The sequence below is a fragment of the Streptomyces coeruleorubidus genome (assembly GCF_008705135.1).
Classification (GTDB): Bacteria; Actinomycetota; Actinomycetes; order Streptomycetales; family Streptomycetaceae; genus Streptomyces; species Streptomyces coeruleofuscus.
In genome coordinates this window covers 778,466-796,496 of record NZ_CP023694.1, presented here as the reverse complement: position 1 = coordinate 796,496, position 18,031 = coordinate 778,466, and the positions used below count along the sequence as shown (strand labels likewise).

Annotated in this window: 9 protein-coding genes and 2 pseudogenes; 3 read left to right on the top strand and 8 right to left on the bottom strand. The window is 71.4% G+C overall.

Annotation, left to right across the window (positions count from 1 at the left end):
* Nucleotides 1–30: 30 nt before the first annotated feature.
* The 3 genes from uidA to CP976_RS03675 all read right to left on the bottom strand — a co-directional run bounded on the left by uidA (nucleotide 31) and on the right by CP976_RS03675 (nucleotide 4,083).
* On the bottom strand, nucleotides 31–1,905 hold the full coding sequence (gene uidA, locus CP976_RS03685; RefSeq protein ID WP_229876255.1) for a beta-glucuronidase: 1,875 nt from the start codon (nucleotides 1,903–1,905) through the stop codon (nucleotides 31–33).
* A gap of 103 nt (nucleotides 1,906–2,008) precedes the next feature.
* On the bottom strand, nucleotides 2,009–2,851 hold the full coding sequence (locus tag CP976_RS03680) for an SDR family NAD(P)-dependent oxidoreductase (protein WP_150478989.1): 843 nt from the start codon (nucleotides 2,849–2,851) through the stop codon (nucleotides 2,009–2,011).
* Nucleotides 2,852–2,877: 26 nt separating this feature from the next.
* On the bottom strand, nucleotides 2,878–4,083 hold the full coding sequence (locus CP976_RS03675; RefSeq protein WP_150478988.1) for a glycoside hydrolase family 1 protein: 1,206 nt from the start codon (nucleotides 4,081–4,083) through the stop codon (nucleotides 2,878–2,880).
* Between the two features lie 142 nt (nucleotides 4,084–4,225).
* Between CP976_RS03675 and CP976_RS44630 the strand changes: the two are divergent.
* A pseudogene (locus CP976_RS44630) lies at nucleotides 4,226–4,464 on the top strand (ABC transporter ATP-binding protein); the annotation flags it as partial.
* Nucleotides 4,465–4,489: 25 nt separating this feature from the next.
* Nucleotides 4,490–4,750 (top strand): annotated as a pseudogene (locus tag CP976_RS44625) (terpene synthase family protein); the annotation flags it as partial.
* A 26-nt stretch (nucleotides 4,751–4,776) separates the two neighbouring features.
* Here the strand turns inward: CP976_RS44625 and CP976_RS03660 are convergent.
* On the bottom strand, nucleotides 4,777–5,811 hold the full coding sequence (locus CP976_RS03660) for a LacI family DNA-binding transcriptional regulator (protein WP_229876293.1): 1,035 nt from the start codon (nucleotides 5,809–5,811) through the stop codon (nucleotides 4,777–4,779).
* 136 nt (nucleotides 5,812–5,947) lie between these two features.
* Nucleotides 5,948–6,604: an SDR family oxidoreductase gene (locus tag CP976_RS03655; RefSeq protein WP_150478986.1), complete on the bottom strand. Its 657-nt coding sequence runs from the start codon at nucleotides 6,602–6,604 to the stop codon at nucleotides 5,948–5,950.
* Nucleotides 6,605–6,693: 89 nt separating this feature from the next.
* On the opposite strand from CP976_RS03655, the gene CP976_RS03650 reads away from it, so the two are divergent.
* Nucleotides 6,694–7,704 (top strand): glycoside hydrolase family 3 N-terminal domain-containing protein, encoded by a 1,011-nt coding sequence (locus CP976_RS03650; RefSeq protein ID WP_150478985.1) that lies wholly within the window; start codon nucleotides 6,694–6,696, stop codon nucleotides 7,702–7,704.
* An 11-nt stretch (nucleotides 7,705–7,715) separates the two neighbouring features.
* Here CP976_RS03650 and CP976_RS03645 read toward each other — a convergent pair whose 3' ends face one another.
* The 3 genes from CP976_RS03645 to CP976_RS03635 form a co-directional block, all read right to left on the bottom strand.
* A complete protein-coding gene (locus CP976_RS03645; protein ID WP_150478984.1) occupies nucleotides 7,716–8,153 on the bottom strand; it encodes a glutaredoxin domain-containing protein in 438 nt (145 codons plus the stop codon).
* A gap of 85 nt (nucleotides 8,154–8,238) precedes the next feature.
* Nucleotides 8,239–9,732, bottom strand: coding sequence for a tryptophan 7-halogenase (locus tag CP976_RS03640; RefSeq protein WP_150478983.1), 1,494 nt, complete (start codon nucleotides 9,730–9,732; stop codon nucleotides 8,239–8,241).
* Nucleotides 9,729–17,945 (bottom strand): type I polyketide synthase, encoded by an 8,217-nt coding sequence (locus CP976_RS03635; protein ID WP_150478982.1) that lies wholly within the window; start codon nucleotides 17,943–17,945, stop codon nucleotides 9,729–9,731. The genes CP976_RS03640 and CP976_RS03635 overlap by 4 nt, the downstream gene beginning before the upstream one ends.
* Nucleotides 17,946–18,031 lie beyond the last annotated feature (86 nt).

The following is an 18,031-nucleotide window of genomic DNA, read 5'->3' as shown; positions in this document are numbered from 1 at the left end:
CTGCCGATTGGAACGTTTCAGTCGCAGGCGTCAGTAGTCCGTCGTGGCGCCAGGCTCGCGTCCGTCCGCGAGACGGGGCTTGCGTCCGTCTGCGAGACCGGGCTTGCGCCCGTCCAGGCCGCGCCAGCGGCGGCGGAGCGAGAACGCGGCCGTCTTCGGCCTGCGGTCGCGGGTGAAGACACCCTTCTTGTTCCCGTCGACGCGGTGGATGCCGTTGGAGGTCTGGAAGTCGGCGAAGTTCCAGACGTGTTCGCCGAGGAACTCGGGGAGGCGGTCGAAGACACGGTGGTACATGGCGAGGTAGTCGCTCTGGTACTCCTCGCTCCACGGGGTGTCCCAGACGGAGTGCAGGCCGGGCTGGGTGTCGGCGCCGTACTCGGACATCATCACCGGCTTGCCGAAGCGCCGGGCCCAGCCGCGCAGGTCCTCCTCCAGGTACTGCTCGGCGGTCGCGAGGTCGCCGGTGAAGAGGTACCAGCCGTAGTAGCGGTTGATGCTCAGGACGTCGAACAGGTCGCCGACCAGGTCGTTCTGCGGCGTGGCGAACATGACCGCCGCGTAGGTGAGGGGGCGGGTCGGGTCGAGCTTGCGGGCCAGTTCGACCAGCGGCTCGAAGTACTCGCGGGCGCCGTCCTCGTTGGAGGCCGGTTCGTTGGCGAGGCACCACATCACCACGCTCGGGTGGTTCTTGTCCCGCTCGATGAGCTCCCGCAGGTGCTGTGCGTGCACCTCGCCGGTGACTCCGCCGAAGTTCTCCGGCGCGAAGGTCGGGGTCGGCGCGGCGCCGGTGAGGCCGCCCATGACGCCCAGGTTGAGGCCGACGGCGGCGGTCTCGTCGATGACGACGATGCCGTGCCGGTCGGCGAAGTCGAGCACCTCCTCGGCGTACGGGTAGTGCGAGGTGCGGAAGGAGTTGGCGCCGGTCCACTCCATGAGCTGGAAGTCGTGGACGAGGTAGGCGTCGTCGTGGCCCTTGCCCCGGACGGGGGTGTCCTCGTGCTTGCCGAAACCGGTGAAGTAGAACGGTTCGCCGTTGATGAGGAACCGGGTGCCACGTACCTCGACGGTGCGGACGCCGAAGGGCTGGGTGTAGCTGTCGACGAGTTCTCCCGCACCGGCCGGGTCCTCGGTGAGCAACTCCACCACGAGGTCGTAGAGGTAGGCGGCGCCGGGCTGCCAGAGGGTGACGTCCTCGATGCGGAAGGTGCCCTCGGGGCCGTAGGCCTCCGCCACGGTCCGGCCCGCCTCGTCGACCGCGCGCACCCGGACGGCCGTCGCCTCGGCGGCCTCGCCGCCGGTCTCCACGCGGTAGTCGACGACGCCGGCGGCGCCGTCCCGTCCGGTGACGACCGTGACGTCCTCGACGAAGGTCGGCGGTGTGCTGCACAGCCGGACCGGACGGGCGATGCCGGCGTAGTTGTAGAAGTCGTGCAGGTAGGACTGGCGTTCGCGGCCGTCGGGGCCTGTGGTGACGGTGCCCGGCGGGATCGTCTCGTTCGTCAGCCGGTTGTCGACGCCGACCGTCAGCCGGAACTCGGCGCCGGGGCGCACGATCCCGGTCAGGTCCGCCTCGAACGGCGTGTAGCCGCCGACGTGTTCGGCCACCAGCCGGTCGTCCACGTACACCTGTGCCGCATGGGTGACGGAGCCGAAGCGGAGGACCACCCGCTCTCCCGCCCAGCCGCGCGGCACCCGCACGTCGCGCTGGTACCAGGCGACGCCGACGTGGTCGCGGATCTCCGCGTCCACGAACAGGTCGTTGTAGCTGGCGGGGACGGGGGCTTCGAGCGACGAGGTGAGCCGCGACGTCCACGGGTCGGCACCGGCGCGGGTGTCGAGGGCGAATCGCCAGAGGCCGTCGAGGCTGACGATGTCGCGGGTCGGGCTGGTACGGGGGGAGAGCATGGGGCTCCTACGCGTCGTTGCGGACAGTGGCCAGAGGGCCAGAGGGCCAGAGGGCCAGGGGCTGGCAGGGGGTGGGGGAGTGGAGGGGGTGGGGCGGACGGGGCTAAATCGTTTCTCCGGCGTCGGCGAGGAGCGTGCTCCCCGTCATGAAGGCCGAGAGGTCGCTCGCGCAGAACAGCACCACCCGGGCGATGTCGTCGGGTACGCCGAGGCGACCGAGCCGGCTCGGCCGCATCACGGAGACGATGTTCCCGGCGGCTGCGGGATCCCCGGCGACCGCGGTGGCAGCAGCCATGTTTCCCTCGGTCGGCACGTACGTCGGCGCGACGCCCAGCACGCGAATGCCGAACGGGGCGAATTCCAGGGCGAGTTGCCGGGTGATCCCCCGTGCGGCGTGCTTGGAACCGACGTAGGCGGCAAGCCCTGGGGCCGTTCCCCGGAACCCCGCCGTGGAGACGACGTTGACGATGACGCCCCCGCCCCCGGCCTCACCCCTGCCCCCGGTCTCGCGCATCCGGCGCGCGGCCTCCCGGGATCCGAGGAAGACGCCGCGCGTGTTGACGGCGAACACCTCGTCCCAGGCCGTGTCGGACATCTCGAGTGCGGGGACGCTGGGGAAGATCCCGGCGTTGTTGACCCAGATGTCGAGTCCGCCCAGCTCCCGGACGGCGAGGTCGGCGGCCGCGATGACGCTGCCGGCGTCGGAGACGTCCGCATGAGCGGCCACCGCACAGCCCGGGCGGAGGGCGTTCAGGCCCTCGGCGGCGGTGGCGGCGAGCTCTGGTTCGATGTCGGCGACGAGCACGTCCGCGCCCGCTTCGGCCAGGCGCCGGGCGATGGCCCGGCCGAGACCGCGGCCGGCGCCGGTCACGACGGCCCGTCGTCCGGACAGCGAGATCAGTTCGGCCAGGGACCGGGACGAGACGTCCGGTACGGATATCTGCACAGTGCGTCCTTCCGGCGGCGGGGCCGTCAGCCGCGCAGGCGGCGGGCGGTCTCGCCCAGCCAGGCGAGGCTGGGCTTGGGGCGGCGCTCGAAGGTCTCGCGGTCGACCTCGATCAGGCCGAACGTCGGCTCCCAGTGCCCCCACTCGTAGTTGTCCAGCAAGCTCCAGTGCAGATAGCCGCGTACGTCGGCGCCGTCGGCGATCGCCGCCCTGAGGTGCTTCAGCGCCTCGTCCGTGTAGGCGATCCGGCGGGTGTCGTCGCGGGTGGCGATGCCGTTCTCGGTGACCAGGATCGGCATGCCGCCGGTGACCTCGGCGGTGTGCCGCACGGCGATGCTCAGGGCGTCGGGCCGGTAGGCGGTGCCCACGAGGGTGTTGTCCGGGTGCTGCGGGTGCGGCTCGACACCGTCCGGGCCGACCCACTGGCTGGAGTACGACTGCACGCCCACGAAGTCGTCGCCGCGCGATCCCTCCAGGTAGAGGTCCTCCCAGATGTACTCCAGCTCCCGCTTCCTCTCCTCGGCCCCCGGGCGGGCGACGAAGGCGCGGTTGGCGACCGTCCAGCCGACCTTCGCGCCGGTGTGCTCGCGCAGCACCTCGCGGACGGCGTGGTGCGCCTCGACCAGCCGTTCGCCGATCTTCACGTCCGGGGCCGGAGTCTTCGGCCGCGGGCCCTCGTTGTCGACGGTGGGGCTCAGCCACGCGTCAGCCGCGTGCGGGTCGTCCTGCAACGCCCGCGCCATGCCGATCATGATGGCCAGCATGTTCGGCTCGTTCATGGTGACGACCCACTCGACGCCGTCGAGGATTGGGGCGACCGCCTCGGCGTACGCCCGGAACCGCTCGACGGCACGGTCGCCGAGCCAGCCGCCCTCCTGGGCGAACCAGAGCGGGCTGGTGAAGTGATGCAGGGTCACGACGGGCGTCAGACCCAGCTCGAAGGCCGTTTCGATCATGCGCCGGTAGTGGGCCAGTTCGGCCCGAGAGATCATCCCGGGGACCGGTTCGATCCGTGCCCACTCGATGCCGAAGCGGTAGGCGTTGAGCCCGGCGTCTGCGAGCAGCGTCATGTCCTCGCGGTACCGGTGGTAGCTGTCGCAGGCGTCACCACTTCGCTCCATGCCCGGCATGCGCCCCTCGCTCGCCCAGAAGTCGCTGTTGAGGTTGTTGCCTTCGATCTGGTGCGGTGCCGTGGAGGCCCCCCAGAGGAATCCCGGAGCGAGCTCGGTCATCGTCGACTGCCTTCCTGAGTGTCGGCCAACTCTTACCACGTGGTTGGTTTTCGGGAACGTAGACCGGGATCACGAGGGTGGGAAGACCGCGGTTCGGCTTCGTGATCAGAGCGTTATATGGTGACGCTTCGTCAGGAGTGGGATTTCGTACCACCTGGCTTACCGAGTGCTGGCCGAATTGCGTGTGCGCGTCTTCGACGGGCTCGCCCCCGGCGCACCCGCCCGCATGGCCGGCCGGCGCAGCGGGGACCTGGTCGCGACGGCGATGCCGACGGGGAGCCACTGGAGTTCTTCTACGCCCACACCACGGCCCAACTCCTCGTATCCGGCGTGGGGTTCACCGGCGGAGCCACCGCACTGGCCACAGTGGAGACCTGGCTGCCGGGCGTTCCTTCAGTCCTACGCGACGGAAGCCGGTCTCAGCGCCCGGGGGACCGCACCCCGCCTGGATGCATACCTCGGCTGGAGGATGTACTCCGTCGGGATGCCCTGGCTATGGGACCCGGACGAGCTGCGCCTTCCTGTGTTCCTGCCCGACTCCGTGCGCACGTGCGGTCCGATGTACCGGCTGCGTCCCGCCGGCGCGGTGCACATCGCTCTGGTCCAACGGGTGAACGGGGGAAGTTGCACGGAGCCGTCGACATCATCCGTCAGCCGGACGCCGTGACCCGGCCAACGCCGACCGCAACGGCTTCACATGCGCGGTGCGGCCGTGGAACCCCGCTTCACCAGCCTGGTCCGCAGCAGCGTCCGCTTGCGGGTGCCCCCGGCGATGCGATCCAACAGCATGCCCGCCGCCTGCCGGCCCTTCTCCACGATCGGCTGATGGATCGTGGACAGGTCGGTCAGAGCGGCCACGGGCGCGTCGTCGTAACCGATCACCGAGACATCACGCGGCACTGACAATCCCCGGTCCCGCGCGACGCGCATCGCGGCCGCCGCGTGCACGTCGGACAGCGCGACAACCGCCGTCACTTCGGCATGTTCGAACAGAGTCAGGGCCGCGCGAGCGCCCGCCACCTCGTCGATCCCCGCCGCGTCCACGAGCCGCAGGTCGGACAGCTCCAGGCCGGCGTCACGCCAGGCTTTGAAGTGACCGGCCAGCCGTTCCCTCGCATTGCGCTCAGTTGCCCTGCGCGCCTGGGCAAGGCTCACCAGGCCGCCATCGCCGTGGGTGAACAGCTTGTCGACGAGAATGCCCACGCGGCGGTGGCCGAGCTCCAGCAGGTGTTCCATCTGTAGCCGGGCCCCACGCCGGTCATCGATGCCTACGTACGGCAGGCCGCTGCCCCGTGGTGAGTCCACGGCCACCGCAGGAATGCCCGAAGCCGCCAACACCCCGGCCAGGGGATGTTCCTCGGGCATGTTGTGCAGGACGATCCCGTCGACCAGGCCCCGCAACGCTTTGGACGTCCTTACGTCCTCGCCGGCGGTCAGGAGCGTCAGGGCCACGCCCTCAAGGTCGCCGACTTCGGCGATTCCCTTCATCAGCAGAATCGTCGAAGGATCTTCCAGGGCGTCGACCACCGAGTCCATGACGACGACACCCACCGCGCCCACTCGCCCGGAGCGCAGGCTGCTGCCCACGGCGTTCGGTCCGGCGTACCCGAGCTGGGCGGCCACGGCGTAGACATGCTCACGCTGCGCTTCGGAGACCCTGCCCAGGTTGTTGTAGACGTACGACACCGTCGCCTGCGAGACGCCCGCGGCGCGTGCAACGTCCTTCATGGTGACCAACGCGCTGTCCCACCCTCCGACGATGGTGCGGGCCCCCGGTCGCCCGACAGCCCAATCCTAATTACTCCCGCTGACGCCCTGCCTGCGTCGCAACGGCACGGGGGCCGCATGCACCTGCCTCGTTGGGCTAACGTCGATGGGCGTTGGCGCGGACGGCATCCCGGATCGGAGTGGATCCGGTATTGAGTTCGAGGATCTGCCGGCCGATGCCCGGCTCGTGCAGCAGCTCGGCGATGGTTTCGGCGACATCAGCGCGGGCCACCTGGCCATGGAACTCTGCCGGCCCCAGTGAAATCGTGCCAAGTCCAGGATCATCGACGAGCAACGACGGGCGAATGATCAGCCAGTCCAGATCACTGCGGCTGAGTGCCATGTCTGCCTCCTTCTTCACGGCGAAGTAGTACTCGACCTCGTCACCCAGATCACGTTCGCGCCAGGCCTCCGGGAAGACCGACACATGCGCGAGGCGGTCGACCCCCGCGCGACGGGCAGCCTCGATCGTCTTGACGAAGCCATCACCGTCAACGGCCTTGGTGAACTCCCTGGATCCGCCGTTGGATCCGGCAGTGAACACGATCGCGTCAACGTCCCCGAACGCCTCCGCCAGCTCCTCCACTGACATGCCGGCCAGGTCCCCGACCACCGCATTGACCCCGTGCGCGGCAAGGTCCGCCCGCTGTTCTTCGCGGCGCACGAGCCCGTGAACGGCATCCCCCCTGGAGAGAAGCTCCTGCACAAGCAGGCGGCCGATTTTTCCCGTAATCCCGATGATGAACACGTTCATCTGCACTCCCTTCCACGGAGCTTGACGGCCTCAACAACATATGCGAACGTCCGTGGTTATTCGTATCACCAACGGTGGAGGAAGGTGTCATGAGCCAGCACAGCCGCGATGCGTATGCGGTACTCCTGCCGGTTGTCAGTGAGTTGTCCGTGAGTCCCTGGCTCCGCACGCTCCTGGAGCGGGGGACCGTCGCCGTGTTGCCCGGTGAGAGCCGCGAAGAGTATGTGGCGCGGAGCATGAGCCCCGAGCGCCGCTCCACTGAAACGGCCGCGGACTTCACCCGGTTCGTCACCGAGGTCGAAGACCTGGCGGGGGCACCTGTTCTCGTGGCGGTCGACCAGGAGCCGTGGGGTATCCAGCGACTGCATGGACTCGTCCCCTCCTACCCCCAGCCCAGCCTGCTGCCGCAGCTCTCCGACGAGGAGATCCGTGCGTCCTCGAAGGCGGTGGCGGCCGCGGCGGCGGGTGTCGGAGTGAACATGTTCCTTGCGCCTGTACTCGACATCTTGACCGGGAGCAATCCGTGGCTCGAGGGTCGTTCACTCGCGCTGAAGCCCGAAGAGGTGGGCAGGATCGCGGCCGCTGTCGTCACCGGTGTGCAGGAAGGGGGCGTGGTCGCTGTCGCCAAGCATTTTCCCGGCTTCCCGCAGCTCGATTTTGACCCTGCCCTCGAGGACACCGTTCTGGCGGCCCAGGCAACCGACGAAGGTGACCTCGTCCCCTTCCGCCGGGCCATCGAGGCCGGGGTGGGAGCAGTCATGCTCGGCCCTGCGGTCGTTGAGGCTCTGGACGCCGGCGAACCGGCGGCCACATCGAGGACGGCGGTGGACCTTCTGCGCCGGTCGCTCGCGTTCAACGGGCTGATCATCAGCGATGACCTCGACGCGCCGAGCACCACACACGGCCGCAGCCTTGTCGACACGGTCTTCGCAAGCATCGAGGCCGGGGCGGAGCTGCTGCTTCTGCCTGGCGGGGACGAGGTCATCGCCCTGGCGGAAGCGATCGCCGCGAGGTCTGGAGACGATCACGCCTTCGGGCAAGCCGTTGCGCGGGCCGCACAGCATGTGCGCAAGGCTGCCGAAGCGGCCAAATGCGTGTGAGTTGTTTCTGATCAAACAGCGGGGGAGAGCTGCTCGCGCACCCATTCCGGATCAGGGTTGGTGTACGGCCGGCCCGCGACGACGACAGTCGGCACTGTCTCATTGCCGGCGTTGGCCGTCCTCACCGCCGCGGCTCCTGCCGGGTCACGCCAGATGTCGACCCAATGCAACTGGCGGGCGCTGCGGCCCAACCGGATGCGCAGTCGAATGCAGTACGTGCAGCCCGGCCGCCAGAAGACGACCGGCCGGCCGTCGATCGCGCTGCGGCGTTGGGCCTCCAGCGCGCCGATCGACTTCGGGAAGAGCAGCGGCGAGTTCACGCCTGCCGGCACCAGGAACACCAGCAGGAGCGCTGTGGCTGCGCCGGTTCTCTCCCCGAGGACCAGCCCCGTCGCCACGGCGGAGCCGCAGAGCACAAGCAGTATCGGCAGGATCCAAGCGCGCATCATGATGCCGCAGGCTACCTGTGAGGATGCGGACGTTCTCCGTCGGCCGGTCGTCCGTCCGCCCCGGGCCAACACGCTTCCCGTCCCGCTACTGCTCGGGCTCGACCCAGGCCAGCCCGTCCTCCGACGCCACCAGACCGCCGGGCCGCAGCGGCGCCTCGGTCTCCAACGGCCCGCCGAACAACCCCCGTTCCTGTAGGACGGTTCCCTCCTGGAACACCTGCCGGAAGGTCTCGGACTCGTAGAGGGGGTTGCGCAGGTCGTCGGCGTCGGGAAGGCGGCGCACCGCTCGCTCGAAGTCGTCGGCGGCCGCGGTGAGCCGTTCGCCCGCGGGCCCGGCTCCGGCGAGCGACGCGTCGCCGGACGCCAGGCCGCCCACCAGCTCGACGAACGCCTCGAGTTCCGTCGTGCCGACGTTGGTGACCTTGCGGGCCTTCCAGAAGTACGACCGTTCGTCCTGGTGCATGTCGTAGAAGGAGACCAGGAACTCGTGGAACAGGCCGTACTCGTGCCGGTAGCGGGCCTCGAACTCGGCGAACAGCCGGGTCTCGTCCGGGCTTCCGGCGAGGGAGCTGTTGATGGACCGGGCGGCGAGCAGCCCGCCGTAGGTCGCGAGATGGACTCCGCTGGACAGTACCGGGTCGACGAAGCACGCAGCGTCTCCGACGAGTGCCATGCCGGGCCGCCACAGCCGTGACTTCCAGTACGACCAGTCCTTGCGGACGCGGACCTGGTCGTAGGGCGTCTCGGTGGCCTGGGGGACGCCGTCGAGGAAGCCGCGTATCTCCGGGCAGGCGTCGATCAGGCGGCGCCAGGCGGTCGCCGGGTCCCGCTGGACGGCCTCGGCGTTCTCGCGGGCGACCACCGCTCCGACACTGGTCAGGTCGTCCCGGAGGGGGATGTACCAGAGCCAGCCCTCGTCGAAGGCGGCGCAGAAGATGTTGCCGTCGTTCGGTGCCGGGAGCCGCTCGCCGCCGGCGAAGTAGCCGAACACGGCGATGTTGCGGAAGAAGTCGGAGTAGATCCGCTTTCCGCCGACGTGCGGGTGGATCCTGCTGCCGTTGCCGGAGGCGTCCACGACATACCGGGCGGCGGCCTCGCGGACCTCACCGTCGGGACCGGTCCAGCGCACCCCGCGGATCCGCTCCTCGTCGGCGAGTACGCCGGTCACCCGGCAGCCCTCCCGTACGTCGACGCCGACCCGGCGGGCGTTGTCCAGGAGGATCGCGTCGAACCGGGACCGCTCGACCTGGTAGGCGAACGACGTCGGGTCGGCCAGCCGGGGCGACAGCGCGAAGGAGAACTGCCAGGGGTCCCGGTTGCGGCCCCAGCGGAACGTGCCGCCGCGCTTCGGCTTGAAGCCCGCACGCGCCATCTCCTCCTCGACGCCGAGGATCCGGCACACGCCGTGCACCGTGGAGGGGAGCAGGGACTCACCGATCTGATACCTGGGGAAGGTCTCCTTCTCGACGAGGAGGACGCGATGGCCGCGCAGGGCGACGGCCGCCGAGACGGTGGCCCCGGCCGGGCCGCCCCCGACCACGATGACGTCGAAGTCCTGCGCAGGCTCGGCGTAACTCACTGGCTTCCCTCCGCCGTTCGGGCGTCGATCCACGTGCGGATCGCCGACACGGTTGTCTCCGCGTGTTCCCGCATCATCGTCAGATGGTCTCCGGGGACGTCCACGACATCGTGAGCCGCGGGCCAGGACGTCCGCCAGTCGTCCGCTTCCGCGGCGGCCGCCATGGCGGGCGTGGGCCGCTGCGCGCGCACGAGGAGCGTGGGCGTGACGATCGGCTCGGGGGACCAGCCGAGGAAGATCCGGTTGTAGGCGCCGATCGCGGCCAGTGTGCTGTCGTCGTCCCCGGTGACGAGGGGTTGTCCGGTGTCCTGCGGCGGTGGAGCGGCCAAGGACAGCAGCCAGTCCTTGCCGCTGTTGTCCGGCGTGATGTGGTAGGTGTCCAGCAGCACCAGACCGGCCGGTGCCCGGCCCGTGTTCTCCAGTTGGTGCGCCACCAGGTGCGCCACATTGCCGCCCGCCGACCGTCCTACGACCACGAAGGGCCGGTCCCCGACGTGCCGCAGCACGTTCCCGGCCTGCGTACGCGCCAGCGCAGTGAGGTTCTGCGGTATGCAGGCCCCGGCGCCGATACCGGGGTGCGGGAATTCCAGGATCTCCAAGGCCTCGGGGCCGTCCTGGAAAGCGCGGTGGAACCGAGGGAAGTCTCCGGCGTCCGACGTGAGCGACGGATGGTAGGCCGGGAAGTAGACGACCGTCGGCCTTTCGGAGCGGGAACTGGAACTGGAGCCGGAGCGGGCGGGGGAGCGGCGGATCGGGGGCAGCGCGTGCTCGCGGCCCTGGGCGGCGGTGAAGGCGGGGAGCGCCCAGGACGCGGTGACGAGCAGGTGCATCGCCGCCACCGGTTGTCCGGCGGCACTGACCGACCGGAACAGCGACGAGAGGGTGTACGCGGGCCGCTCCGGCCCCGTGGCCCCTGCGTCCTCGGCGGCTCTTGCGGCCTCGGGGGCGGCCGCGGCGGCCGGTTCGCCGTCCAGCAGGCCGAGCAGGTGGCGTGCCAGTTCATCGGCCGTGCGGTGCTCGAACACCACCGCGGCCGACAGCCGGAGCTTCAGCGCCATGCTCAGCCGGTTGCGGATCTGCACGGCCGTGAGGGAGTCGAACCCCAGGTCGGCGAGGGACTTGCCGGCCGGGAGCGCCTCGGCGTGCGGGTAGCCGAGTACCGCGGCCACGTCGGCCCGCAGCAACTCCACGAGCTTCGCCTCCCGTTCTCCCGGGGGCATGGCGGCCAGCCGCTTCCGCCAGGCTCCCGGCTCCAGCATCTGCCCAGGGGAGCCGGCGGAGCCGCCGGAGGCCGTCGTCGCGGCGGGTGGCCGGTGGTGCCGGACGAGTCCGCGCAATGGCGGTGGCAGGTACCCCGCACCGGATCGAAGCGCCGCCCGGTCCAGCAGGATCGGTGCCAGGACCGGCTCCGTCGAGCGCAGCGCGGCGTCGAACAGGGCCATGCCCTGCGGTGTGGACACCGGCACCAGCACCTCACGCGACGGGCGCTGCGGGTTCTGCCCCGCCGCCATGCCGCCGACGTGCTCCCACGGGCCCCACGCCAGCGAGAGCGCCGGCAGTCCCTCGGCGGCGCGGCGGTGGGCGAGGGCATCGAGGAACGAGTTCGCGGCCGCGTAATTGCCCTGGCCCGGCCGGCCCAGCAGGCCGGAGACGGACGAGAACAGGACGAACGCCGAAAGACCCATGTCGCGGGTCAGTTCGTGCAGGGTCCAGGCCGCGTCGGCCTTCGGACGCAACACGGCCGCCATCCGCTCGGGGGTCAGCGAGTCCAGCACGCCGTCGTCCAGCACCCCGGCGGCGTGCACCACAGCGGTCAGCGGCGGCTCGCAGCGCTTGACCACCTCGGCCAGCGCGGCACGGTCGGCCGCGTCACAGGCGACGATGCCGACCCGCGCCCCCAACTCCTCCAGGTCGTCGCGCAGTTCCGCCGCTCCGCGTGTCTGCGGCCCACGGCGTCCGGTCAGCAGCAGGTGCCGTACGCCGTGTTCGGCGACCAGGTGGCGTGCCAGCTCCGCGCCCAGCGCGCCCGTGCCTCCGGTGATCAGGACCGTGCCCTCCGTGTCGAAGGGAGCCCCCGGGCCAGAGGTACCACCGGCGGCGGCCAGCCGTGGCACCGTCACTTGCCCGCCCCGCACTTGGAGTTGCGGCTCCCCGGTGGCGACGGCCGACGGCAGCATCCGAAGCGACTCGGGCCGCCCGTCGACATCCACCAGGACGACACGGCCGGGCAGCTCCGACTGCGCCGTCCGCACCAGCCCCCAGACCGCCGCGCCCGCCAGGTCCGGCACCGGCCCTGTGGCGTCCCGCGTCACGACCACCAGCCGTGAGCCCACCGCGCCCGGATCGTCCTGCCAGTCCTGGAGCGTCTTGAGTACTCGGCCCGTCAGCTCGTGAGTGGCGGAGAGCGGATCGGACCCGGCCCCACGGGCGATGGCTGTGACGGCGACGACTTCGGGATTCACGCCGCCGGGCACGAACTCGGCGAGGTCCAGCTCGTCCGGCCCGTGCACCGTCCAGGCACGCTCACCGGCGTCACCGGAGCCGTCTCCGGGGAGGTCGAGGGCGGCCCACTCCGGGCACAGCAGGGCCCTTCGTACGGTGTCGTCCGTCATGTCTGCCCGGCCGGCCGGGAGCTCCCGGGTGGCCAGCGAGTCCACGCGTGCCACGAGCCGGCCCGACGGGTCGGCGAGGGTCACCGAGACCGTGTCCGGGCCCGACGAGGTCACCCTGACCCGCAACTCCGTGGCTCCCGAGGCATGCAGACTCACCCCGCTCCAGGCGAACGGCACCCGGACCGTGCTCGTGTCGGCGGACCCGGCCAGCAGCGGCGCGTGCAACGCGGCGTCGAACAGCGCCGGGTGGAGTCCGAAGCGGCCCGCTTCCGCTGTGCGCGAGGCGGGCAGCCGGACCTCCGCGAAGACGTCGTCGCCGCGCCGCCAGACCGCGCCGACCCCCTGGAAGGCAGGCCCGTAGGCGAGCCCGGCGTCGGCGAGGGAGGCGTACGCGCCGGTGAGGTGCACCGCCTCGGCGCCCTCGGGCGGCCAGTGGGTCAGTTCGTCCTGCGCGGTGTGAGGACCTCGGCCCAGTTGCCCGGAGGCATTCCGGATCCACGAGGCGTCCTCGGCGGACTCCTCCGGCTTCTCCGGCTCGTCCGGTCGGGAGTAGACGTCGACGGGCCGCCGGCCCGAGTCGTCGTCCCGCGCACCCACCACGACCTGTACCCGCACTCCCGCGGAACCGGTCAGGGCGAGCGGCGACAGCATCACGAGGTCGTCGACCGCGTCGCAACCCACCTCCTCGCCCGCCCGCAGGGCCATCTCCACGAACACCGTCGCCGGCACGACGACCCGCCCGGCGACGACATGGTCCGCGAGCCAGGGGTGGGCCGCGAGGGACAACAGCCCGGTCACCACTGTCCGCTCGGTGCCCGGCACCGGGAACGCCGGGCCCAGCAGGGCACCGGCGTCGGTCGCCGTCGGCCGCGGCGCGTCCAGCCAGTAGCGCTGCCGCTGGAAGGCGTACGTCGGCAGGTCCACGCGGCGCGCGCCGGAACCCGCGTACACCTCCGCCCAGTCGACCGCGGCCCCGGCCACATGCAACCGCGCCACGGCCGACAGGAGCGTCTCCGGTTCGTACGCACCGCTTCGTGTGGCCACGGCGAGGACGGGGCCCCTCGTGGGCGCGTCGGCCAGACAGTCGGTGGCAGCCGCGGTGAGTACGGGTCCGGGACCGAGCTCCAGGTAGGCGGAGACCCCGTCGTCCGCCAGCCGGCGCACGGCGTCGGCGAAGCGCACGGGCATCCGGGCGTGCCGCGCCCAGTACTCGGGCGAGCACAGTTCCGAGGGCTCGGCGACTCGGCCCGTCACGGTGGAGACGATCGGTATGCGCGGCGGCCGGAAGTTCAACTCTCCTGCTATGGAGAGGAATTCGTCGACCATCGGCGCCACGAGAGGCGAGTGGAAGGCGTGACTCACCCGCAGTCGTACGGCCCTGCGGCCACGCGCCTCGAAGCCGGCCGCGACCGCGAGCACCGCGTCCTCCGCGCCCGAGATCACCACCGAACGGGGCCCGTTGACGGACGCGACGGCCACCTGGGCCGCCTGCGCCTCGGACTTCGCCAGCGCCGCGACGACTTCCTCTTCGGTCCCGTCCAACGCCACCATCGCTCCACCGTCGGGCAAGGCCTGCATCAGCCGGCCGCGAGCGGCGACGAGCGTGGCAGCGTCGGGCAGATCGAGTACGCCGGCGACGTGCGCGGCCGTCAGCTCGCCGACGGAGTGGCCCACGAGGCGGTCGGATCGCACGCCCCACGACTCGAGCAGCCGGAACAACGCCACCTCGAAGGCGAACAGTCCGGCCTGGGCGAAGTCCGTACGGTCGACGAGAGCCGCTTCCGGCGAGCCCGGCTCGGCGGACAGCACCGCGCTCAGCGTCCGGGGGAGACGGTCGTCCACGTGCCCGCAGACCTCGTCGAAGGCGTCGGCGAAGACGGGGAAGGCGGCGCGCAGTTCGGCGCCCATCCGGGGGCGCTGGGCGCCTTGTCCGGTGAACAGGAAGGCCGTACGGATCTCCGGGTCCGCGAGTCCTCGTACGACTCCCGGTGCATCCCGGCCCTGCGCGAACGCGTTCAGCGCGTTCAGCATCGCGGTCCGGTCACCGGCCGGGACGAGTGCGCGATGGGTGAGGGCGGAGCGCGACACCGCCGACGAGTAGGCGACGTCGGTGGGGGACAGGCCCGGACGGTTCGCCGCCTCGGCCGCGAGCCGTCGGGCCTGGGCGCGCAGGGCGGTCTCGTCGGCGGCGGAGAGCAGCCATGGAACGGGCGGCGCCCCGGCTGCATCCGGCGAGCCCGACGCCTCCGGGGAGCTCGACGCATCCCGGCAGCCCGTCGCATCCTGGGAGATCGCCGCATCCTGGGAGATCGCCGCCTTCTGGGAGATCGCCGCCTTCTGGGAGCCCGCCGCCTCCGGCGAGGCTGCCGCCTCCGGCGAGACCGCAGACTCCCGTGAGACCACACTCTCCTTCTCCGGCGCCTCTTCCAGAATCACATGCGCGTTGGTCCCGCCGATTCCGAAGGCCGAGACCCCCGCCCTCCGCGGCCGGTCCGAGGCCGGCCAGGGCCGTGGGGTCGTCAGCAGTTCCACGCGGCCGGCGGACCAGTCGACGTGCGGTGTCGGCGAGTCGGCGTGCAGCGTTCGGGGCAGCTCGCCGTGCCGCATGGCCTGCACCATCTTGATGACGCCGGCGACACCGGCCGCCGCCTGCGTGTGCCCCAGGTTGGACTTGACCGACCCGAGCCACAGCGGCTGCTCCCGGCCCTGTCCGTATGTGGCCAGGAGGGCCTGCGCCTCGATGGGGTCGCCCAGCCGCGTGCCCGTACCGTGGGCCTCCACCACGTCCACGTCACCGGCGCGCAGCCCCGCGTCCGCCAGCGCACGCGTGATCAGCCGCCGCTGTGCCGGCCCGTGGGGCGCGGCGAGCCCGTTGGACGCGCCGTCGGAGTTCACGGCGGAGCCGCGGAGTACGGCCAGGACCGGATGGCCGTTGCGCCGCGCGTCGGACAACCGCTCCAGGAGGACGAGTCCCACGCCCTCGCCCCAGGCCGTACCGTCGGCCGCCGCCGAGAACGACTTGCAGCGCCCGTCCGGCGACAGCCCGCGCTGCCGGCTGAACGCCAGGAACGGCTTGGGCGTCGCCATCACCGTGACCCCGCCGGCCAGGGCCAGCGAGCACTCGCCCGAGCGCAGTGCCCGCGCCGCCCAGTGCAGCGCCACCAGCGAGGAGGAGCACGCGGTGTCGACCGTGATCGCGGGACCTCGCAGTCCGTACACGTACGAGATCCGCCCGGAGGCCACGCTGCCCGCCGAGCCCAGCCCCAGGTGCGCCTCCAGCTCGTGGTAGCCGGTGAAGCGAGTGGAGTAGTCGGCGTACATCACGCCCACGAACACGCCGGTGTCGCTCTCGCGCATCGACGCCGGGTCGATCCCGGCCCGCTCCCACACCTCCCAGGACGTCTCCAGGAGCAGCCGCTGCTGCGGGTCCATCGCGAGCGCCTCGCGCGGCGAGATCCCGAACAGCCCGGCGTCGAACTCCACGGCCCGGTGAAGGAATCCGCCGTGTCGCGTGTACGACGTGCCGATCCGGTCGGGATCGGAGTCGTAGAGGGCGTCCAGGTCCCAGCCGCGGTCGGCCGGGAACTCCGAGATGGCGTCCCGTCCCCGCGACACCAACTCCCACAAGTCTTCGGGGGAGTTGACGTCCCCGGGATACCGGCAGCCCATGGCGACGATGACGACGGGATCGTCCTCGGCGGACGCGGCCTGTCCGCCGTATGCCTGCGGCCGCTGGACGGGCTCGCCCTCGAAGAGCGCCGTGCGCAGGTAGCGGGCCACCTCGGCCGGTGTCGGGTGGTCGAAGACCAGCGTCGACGGCAGGCTCAGCCCGGTCAGCGCGGCGAGCCGGTCCACCAGCTCGACGACACCGACCGATGTCATGCCGAGGTCGACGAACGGGCTGTCCGCGCCGGGCAGATCGCCCGGGGTGTGCCGGCAGACCTCGGCTGTTTCGCTGAGCACCGTTTCACGTAGCGCGCGCTCCTGGTCGTCGCGCGAGAGGGGCAGGAGCCGCTCACGCAGGGTGGTACCCGCGGCGTCGGCCGCGGCCGCGGCGGCCGGGGCGGGGACGACCAGCTCGTGCCGGGCGATCTTGCCGGACGCGGTGCGTGGGACGGCGGCGATCTCGCGGATCTCGGTCGGCACCTTGTAGTCGGCCAGCCGGGTCCGGCACTCGGCGAGCACCTGCCGTGCGTCGATCCCGTCCGGACCAGGTACGACGAAGGCGAGGGGCACCTCGCCGAGCACGTCGTGCGGTACACCCACGACCACGGCCTCGGAAACGCCGGGACACTGCGCCAGGACCTGCTCGATCTCCGTCGGGTGGATGTTCTCGCCGCCGCGGATGATCAGCTCACTGACCCGGCCGGTGAGCCGGAGATGGCCGTGCTCGACGCGGCGGCCGAGGTCGCCGGTGCGGTACCAGCCGTCCCGCAGCGCGGCGGCCGTCGCCTCGGGCTGCTCGTGGTACCCGGTCATCAGGCTCGGCCCCCGCACCCAGACCTCGCCCTCGGCGCCGTCCGGGACGTCCTCGCCGCTCCCCGGGTCGACGACGCGTACGTCCATGCCCGGGACGGGCAGACCGCAGGAACCGTCGACCCTGGGCCCGTCCGGACGGTTCACCGCGATCATGCCGCAGGTCTCGGTACTGCCGTACGCGTCCAGCAGCGGCGCCCCGAGGGTCTTCTCCACGGCCGCGCGCAGTGCGGGGCCGCTCGGGGCCCCGGCCACGACGCACATCCGCAGTGCCGGCGGGGTCTCGCCGTCGGAGTCGAGCAGCCGGTGATACGTCGCAGGCACGCCGGCCAGCATGGTGAAGGGCCCGCCGAGCCCCGCGTGCGAGGTGAGCAGCTCCCGCCGCAGACCGCCCGGCGGCAGCAGTTCACCGGCGATCCGGGCGCTCGCCCCCACGGCCGTCACGCCCAGGATCGCCAGCGAGTGGCTGAAGCTGTGGAAGAGCGGTAGCGGCCAGAGCAGCCGGTCGTCGGGCGAGAGACCGAAGATCGGGGCGTAGCAGGCGGCCACCGACCACAGCGCGGCCCGCTGCGTGGACAGCACGCCTTTGGGCCGGTGCGTGGTGCCGGAGGTGTAGAGCATCCAGGCCGGATCGTCGAGGCCGAGCATGTCGATCTCCGCGGGCCCGTCGCTCTCGGCCGCGCTCCGGAACGAATGGGCGCCGTCCGGGGCCGGGCCGCTCCCGGTGACCAGGACGCCCAAGCCGTCGTACGGCGGTCCCAGGCGCCGCAGTTGTGCGAAGTGCGCGGCGTCGGTGATGACGAACGCGGCGCCGCTGTCCTGGAGGAAGTGGGCCAACTCGGCGTCGGAGGAACGCGGATTGAGCGGGACGCCGACCATTCCGGCCCGCAGGACGGCGAGGCAGCTCTCCACCATCTCCACGCGGTTGCCGAGGCAGATCGCGACGCGGGCGCCGCGGCGCAGTCCTGTCCGGGTGAGGTATCCGGCCAGCGAGCGCGTGCGCCGCTCCAACTCGGCGTAGGTGACGCTGCGCGAGGAATCGGAGTAGGCGATCCTTTGTCCAGCCGCCTCGGCGTGCCGCCGTAACAGCTCCGACACCGGCCGGATCAGCTCGTCACGCCTCATGTCTCCGCCTTCCCCGAATCCTCGCGCCCCAACGATGTTGAGCCTATGCGAACGGGGTTACTCGTACGGTTCGCCGCATCGGCACG

What these genes read in the sequence shown, in the direction of transcription:
- CP976_RS03645 (WP_150478984.1), bottom strand. Translation starts at nt 8,153, where the DNA reads ATGATGCGCGCTTGGATCCTGCCGATACTGCTTGTGCTCTGCGGCTCC.
- CP976_RS03660 (WP_229876293.1), bottom strand. Translation starts at nt 5,811, where the DNA reads ATGAAGGACGTTGCACGCGCCGCGGGCGTCTCGCAGGCGACGGTGTCG.
- CP976_RS03650 (WP_150478985.1), top strand. Translation starts at nt 6,694, where the DNA reads ATGAGCCAGCACAGCCGCGATGCGTATGCGGTACTCCTGCCGGTTGTC.
- CP976_RS03675 (WP_150478988.1), bottom strand. Translation starts at nt 4,083, where the DNA reads ATGACCGAGCTCGCTCCGGGATTCCTCTGGGGGGCCTCCACGGCACCG.
- CP976_RS03635 (WP_150478982.1), bottom strand. Translation starts at nt 17,945, where the DNA reads ATGAGGCGTGACGAGCTGATCCGGCCGGTGTCGGAGCTGTTACGGCGG.
- uidA (WP_229876255.1), bottom strand. Translation starts at nt 1,905, where the DNA reads ATGCTCTCCCCCCGTACCAGCCCGACCCGCGACATCGTCAGCCTCGAC.
- CP976_RS03655 (WP_150478986.1), bottom strand. Translation starts at nt 6,604, where the DNA reads ATGAACGTGTTCATCATCGGGATTACGGGAAAAATCGGCCGCCTGCTT.